Here is a 6,078-nt window from a genome sequence, read left to right as displayed (position 1 = left end):
CTCGGCGGGCGGGCGCCCGCCGAGCGCGCGCGCCTCCACCGCCCCGGCCGCGGCGGCGGAAGGCGCCGAGAGCGCCTCCGCCAGGACCGTGAGCGCGGCCAGCCCCGCGGCCGACGACGTGAGCAGACGTCTCAAGGTCATGGCCTGGAGGGTAGGCGGCCGCGGGTAAGGGCATGGGGCCCGACACGCCCCGCGCCCGGCAAAACGCCCGCGTCAGGCCCGGTACATCTCCTCGATGATGGCGGCGTACTTCGCGTGCACGACGCGGCGCTTGAGCTTGAGGCTCGGGGTGAGCTCCTCGGTCTCGGCGGTCCACTCGACGGGCAGCAGGTGCCACCGCTTCACCTGCTGGACGCGGGCGAGCTTGGCGTTGGCGGCGGCGACGGCCGCGTCCACCTCCTTGAGCACGTCGGGGTGCTCGGCCAGCTCGGAGAGCGAGGCGAACTCGATGCCCCGCCCCTTGGCCCATACGGGCGCGACCTCGCCGTCGAGGGTGAGGATCGCCACCACGAAGGGCCTGCGGTCGCCGTAGGCGAGGGCCTGGCCGATGAGCTGGTGCTCCTTGAGGAGGTTCTCGGTGTTGGCCGGCGAGATGTTCTCCCCGCCCGCGGTGATGATGAGCTCCTTCTTGCGGTCGACGATGCGCACGAAGCCGTCCTCGTCGATGGACCCGACGTCGCCGGTGTGCAGCCAGCCCTCCTCGTCGATCAGCTCGGCGGTGGCCTCGGGGCGGTCGAGGTAGCCGGCGGTATTGGCCAGGCTGCGCGTGAGGATCTCGCCGTCCTGCGCGACGCGCACCTCCACGGCGGGGAAGGCCCGGCCGACGGTGCCGAGCTTGAACATCTCGGTGCTGTTGCCGGTGAAGGCGCCGCTGGTCTCGGTCATCCCGTAGACGTCGACCACCCGCATGCCGAACCCGGCGAAGAACCGCTGCACCTCCAGCGGCATCGGGGCGGCGGCGGTGGCCAGCCACCGCGCGTTCTCGAACCCGATCATCGAGCGGACGACGGACAGCAGCGCGGCGTCGGCCTGCTCGTAGGCGGCGGTGACCTCGGCGCTCGGCGTCCGGCCGTACTGGCAGGCCTCGACGTAGGCGAGCCCGGCGGCCATGGCCGCGCGGACCCTCTGCTGCTCCTGCTCGGGCTGGGTGGCCAGCAGCGCCTGCAGGCGGGCCATCATCTTCTCCCACACCCGTGGCACGCCGAAGAAGAACAGCGGCTTCACCTGGGCGAGCACGGTGCCGAGTTGGGCGAGGTCGGGGCAGAAGTGGACGTGGTAGACCTTGAACAGCGGGATGTAGAGGCTGAGCACCCGCTCGGCGACGTGGGCGTAGGTGAGGTAGGAGATCTGGGACCCGTGGTCGGGCAGGCCGGTCAGGCGGACGCTGACGGCGACCTCGAAGCAGATGTTGGCGTGGGTCAGCGGCACGCCCTTGGGGTTGCCGGTCGTGCCGGAGGTGTAGAGCACGGTCAGCACGTCGTCCGCGGACACCTCGGCGGCCCGCGCCTCGGCGGCGGCGGGGTCGGCCGCGAGGGCGCGCTCGCCGAGCGCGAGGAAGTCGTCCCAGCTGATGAACAGGTCGCCTTCGGGGCAGTCGGACAAGATGATGACCTTGCGCAGGCCGGGCACCTCGTCGAGGATCGGCGTCCAGCGCGCGAGGTCGGCGGCGCCCCCCAGCACCGCGATCTTGGCGTTGACGTCCCTGGCGACGAAGGCGACCTGGTCGGGGGCGAAGGTCGCGTAGATGGAGCACGCCACCCCGCCGGCGTGGACGGCGCCGAGGTCCGCGAGCACGTGCTCGGTGCGGTTGACCATCATCAGCGCGACGGCCTCGCCGCGCCCGAGGCCGAGTTCGGCGAGGCCGGCGGCGATCGCGAGCACCTGCCGCCGGGCCTGTGAATAGGTCAGGGTCGTCCAGCCGTCGCCTGACCGGTCGGAGTAGGCGGGCGCGTCCGGAAAGCGTTCCGCCGTGACTTTGAGCTGTTCGCAGATGGTGTGGCCGGCGATCTCTTGCTCGATTTCCCTACGTTCGGCAAGGACCCGGGGGTCGGCCATTTCGCCTCCAGAAGTGCCCACTTACATGAATGGCATGAATCGCACCACAGCTCGTTCACATCGAACAAGCCCCTGGAAGTGAGAACACGCGTGACCCCGGCCGTTCCCGGGCTCCTCGCCGCCCGTTTCCCTTACCCTCGGTGATCGGCTCCTATGGAAATCCGGAAAATGAATTCCGGCACTAAGCAATAAAACGGACGAACGTCACGTTAAGTCCAGAAAGCACGCCCACGGTGCCGCTCAAGGCGCGACGGCGAGGACCCCCGCCTCGGCGACGCCCTCGGCCCGCCGGGCGCCGGCCAGGCAGTGAACGCGCACGGGGGGCGTACCGCATGTCGCAGGAACTCAGCACGCAGGTGGAGGAGCGCAGGGTCTTCGGGCATCCGCGCGGCATCGTCACCCTGTTCCTCACCGAGATGTGGGAGCGCTTCAGCTTCTACGGGCTGCGCGCCATCCTGTTCTTCTTCCTCACCGCGACCGTCGTCCAGGGCGGCCTCGGGATGCCCAAGCCCACCGCCACCGCGGTCGTCGGCGTGTACGGGGCGCTGGTCTACCTGCTGGCGCTGCCCGGCGGCTGGATCGCCGACCGCGTGCTCGGCGCCCGCCGCGCCGTGCTCATCGGCGGGTGCGTCATCATGCTCGGCCACATCAGCATGGCGATCCCGCTGCGCGGCCCGGCGCTCATCTGGCTCGGCCTGGCGCTGATCGTCGCCGGCACCGGCCTGCTCAAGCCGAACATCTCCACGATGGTCGGCGCCCTGTACCCCGAAGGGGACAACGCCCGGCGGGACGCCGGCTTCTCGATCTTCTACCTGGGCATCAACGTGGGCGCGTTCGCCGCGCCGTACGTGGTGAGCAACCTGGCCAAGGACGACCGCTGGCACCTGGGCTTCGGCGCCGCCGCGGTCGGCATGGCCATCGGCCTGACACAGTACGTCGCCGGCGGCCGCCATCTGCGGGGCGCCGGCGAGACGCCCGGACACCGCCTCACCCCTCAGGAGCGGCGCCACTTCGGACTGGTCGCGGCGGCCGGCCTGGGCGTCGCGGCGGTGGCGCTCGCCCTGTGGGCGGCGAGCGGGACGCTGACCGTCGACCGCTTCACGGTGGCGCTCACCCTCTTGACGATCATGGTCCCGGTCGGGTACTTCGCCTACATCCTGCTCGGCAGCCACAACCTGACCCCCGTCGAGCGCACCAGGATGAAGGCCTACATCTGGCTGTTCGCCGCCGCCGCGATCTTCTGGATGATCTACGACCTCGCGCCGACCGTCCTCAACGACTTCGCGGCCGTGCACACCGACCTGCGGATGTTCGGGCATTCCATCACGGCCGCCACCACGCAGTCGTTCAACCCGCTGATGATCATGGTGTTCGTGCCGGTCTTCGCGGCGCTGTGGGTGAAGCTCGGCGACCGGGTGGGGGCGGCGCAGAAGTTCGCGTTCGGCCTGTTCATGATCGGCGTCAGCTTCGTGGTGATGGCGCTCGCCGCCCGGCTCGCCGAGACCGGGCGCATCTCGGTCTGGTGGCTGTTCCTGGTCTATCTCGTCCAGGTCTTCGGGGAGCTGTCGCTGAGCCCGGTCGGGCTGTCGGTGACCGTCGAGCTGGCCCCGCACGCCTTCCGCAGCCAGATGCTCGGCGTGTGGTACCTGTCCTTCGCCGTCGGCGACGCCATCGGGGGCCAGACCGCGCGCCTGCTGCGGGTGATGTCCGAGCCGGCGTACTTCACCACGCTCGCGGCCATCGCGGTCCTGGCCTCGGGCGTCCTGCTGGCCTTCGCCCACCGGCTGCGTGTGCTGATGGGCGAGGTGTGACGGCGGCCCCCGGCCGCGCGCCGGAGCGTCCCGGCGCCGCCCCGGCGAAGGTGTGAGGCGCGGCAGCGCCGCGGCCCGTCAGAGGGAGGGGGTCAGCGCGGCGTCCCGCGGCCCGGGCGCGGGAAGGGAGCCCGGCGAGGCGGCCGCGGCGCGCGCGGCGGCCAGGCGTGGCACGGCGTCGGCGAGCGCCCGCGGCGGCATGGTGAACGGCAGGCGCAGGTAGCGCTCCAGCGTGCCGTCCACACCGAACCACGGGCCGGGCGCCAGGCGCACTCCCCGGGCCGCCGCCGCGTCGGCGAGCGGCGTCGCGTTCGGGGCGTCCAGCCGCACCCACAGCGACCCGCCCCCGCGCGGCTCGGTGAAGCGCCACTCGGGCAGCAGCGCGCGCAGCGCCTCGGCGAGGGCCGCGCGGGAGGCGCCGAGCGCGCGGGCCCGTTCTGCCTTGGCCAGCTCGATGCGCTCGAACAGGTGGGCCACCACGAGCTGCTCGATCAGCGGCGCGGCGATGTCCACCCCGGCACGCAGCACGGCAAGGCGCCGCACCATGGCGCTGGTGGCGCGGATCCAGCCGATGCGCAGGCCGCCCCACCACAGCTTGGAGGCCGACCCGATGCTGATCACCCGGCCGTCGGTGTCGAACGCGGCCAGCGGCCGGGCCGCGGGCATCTCGTCGACGGCCAGCTCGGCCCAGCTCTCGTCCACCAGGAGCGTGGTGTCGTACCTGCGGGCGGCGCGCACCAGCTCGGCCCGGCCGGCGTCGTCCATGAACAGGCCCATGGGGTTGTGGAAGTCGGGGATGACGTAGCCGAGCCGGGTGGCCGACTGCCGCATGGCGCAGGCCATCAGGTCCAGGTCCCAGCGGTCCTCGGGGAACCCGACCGGCACCAGCCGGGCGCCGCGCAGGCGGGCGGCGTCCAGGGCGTGGGGGTAGGTCGGCGACTCCACCAGCATCGGGTCGCCGGGACCGGTCAGCAGGGTCATGACCAGGTGGATGGCGTGCTGAGCGCCACCGGTGACCAAGATCTGGTCGGGCCGGGTGGCGAGCCCCCGGGCGCCGTACCGGGCGGCGATCGCCTCGCGCAGCGGCGCTATGCCGACCGGGTCGTAGCCGGTGCCCAAGCCGTAGCGGGGGTAGGCCTCGGCGGCGGCGGCCAGCGCCTCGGGAAGCAGGGACGTGGCGGGCGGGGCGGCGGCGTGCAGGGGGATCAGGCCGTCGTCGCGGGGGACGACCCACGGGTTGTCGGTGCCGAGCGCGCCTGGATCGGGCAGGGTCGTCCAGCTTCCCGCGCCCTGGCGGCTGTCGAGGTAGCCCTGCTCGCGCAGCCGGTCGTAGGCGGCGGTCACGGTGGTGCGGCTGACGCCGAGGGCCTGCGCCAGGTGGCGCTCGGCGGGCACGCGCACGCGCGTGGCCAGGCGGCCGTCCAGGATGAGCCCGCGCAGACGGTCGGCGAGCGCGCGGTAGTACGGGCGGGTGTCCGGCGGCAGGTCGACCAGCCGGGCCAGCCATGGCCCACTGACATAGCGCTCCATAAGGCCACTTTCTCTGATTGGCCCTTTAGTGGCAAGCCAATGGCGTCCGACCATGGCCGCACCATGACTGAGATCTCCCTGCCCCACGTCGGCTCGCTCCCCGCCCGCCTGCTGCGCCTGTACGCTGGGCTGTTCCTCTACGGCGCCGGCATCGCCCTGCAGGTCGAGTCCGGTCTCGGCAACGACCCGTGGGACGTCTTCCACCAGGGCCTGGCCGTGCGCACGGGATGGTCGATCGGCACGTGGATCATCGTGGTGGGCGCCGCCGTCATGGTCTTCTGGATCCCGCTCAGGCAGCGCCCCGGCCTCGGCACGGTGAGCAACATCGTCTTCCTGGGCCTGTTCGCCGACCTGGTGATCTGGGTGCTGCCCACCCCCGGGCACCTGCTGGTGCGCTGGGCCTACCTGCTGGCCGCCATCGTGGTGATCGCCGCCGCCACCGGCCTGTACATCGGTGCCGGGCTCGGCCCCGGGCCCCGCGACGGGCTGATGACCGGGCTGAACCGGCTCGGCCTGTCCATCAGGACGGCGCGCACGCTGGTCGAGCTGAGCGTCCTGGCCGTCGGCTGGCTGCTCGGCGGCACCGCCGGCGTGGGCACCATCGCCTTCGCGGTGCTGATCGGCCCGCTCACCCAGTTCTTCATGCCGCTGATGCGTCCACGCGGCTGACGCCCGCGAGGCC

4 protein-coding genes are annotated in these 6,078 nt (G+C 72.3%); 2 read left to right on the top strand and 2 right to left on the bottom strand.

The window, feature by feature from the left end:
- Nucleotides 1-213 precede the first annotated feature (213 nt).
- Entirely contained in the window at nt 214-2,055 is a 1,842-nt protein-coding gene (locus ABZU32_RS36915; RefSeq protein ID WP_354930356.1) for an AMP-dependent synthetase/ligase, read from the bottom strand.
- A 332-nt stretch (nt 2,056-2,387) separates the two neighbouring features.
- Here ABZU32_RS36915 and ABZU32_RS36910 point away from each other — a divergent pair, with 332 nt between their 5' ends.
- Nucleotides 2,388-3,866 carry an oligopeptide:H+ symporter gene (locus ABZU32_RS36910; protein ID WP_354845058.1) on the top strand — a complete coding sequence of 493 codons (1,479 nt, stop codon included), beginning with the start codon at nt 2,388-2,390 and terminating at the stop codon, nt 3,864-3,866.
- Between the two features lie 78 nt (nt 3,867-3,944).
- On the opposite strand, the gene ABZU32_RS36905 is transcribed toward ABZU32_RS36910, so the two are convergent.
- Nucleotides 3,945-5,396, bottom strand: a complete 1,452-nt coding sequence (locus ABZU32_RS36905; protein WP_354930353.1) for a PLP-dependent aminotransferase family protein — start codon at nt 5,394-5,396, stop codon at nt 3,945-3,947.
- Nucleotides 5,397-5,459: 63 nt separating this feature from the next.
- Between ABZU32_RS36905 and ABZU32_RS36900 the strand changes: the two genes are divergently transcribed.
- The gene (locus tag ABZU32_RS36900; RefSeq protein ID WP_354930350.1) at nt 5,460-6,065 is read left to right on the top strand and encodes a hypothetical protein; all 606 of its coding nucleotides are present in this window, start codon (nt 5,460-5,462) and stop codon (nt 6,063-6,065) included.
- The last annotated feature ends 13 nt before the right edge of the window (nt 6,066-6,078 follow it).

This window comes from Sphaerisporangium sp. NPDC005288 (assembly GCF_040607475.1).
In the GTDB taxonomy this organism is placed as follows: domain Bacteria; phylum Actinomycetota; class Actinomycetes; order Streptosporangiales; family Streptosporangiaceae; genus Sphaerisporangium; species Sphaerisporangium rhizosphaerae.
This window is presented reverse-complemented; position numbering and strand designations above follow the sequence as displayed.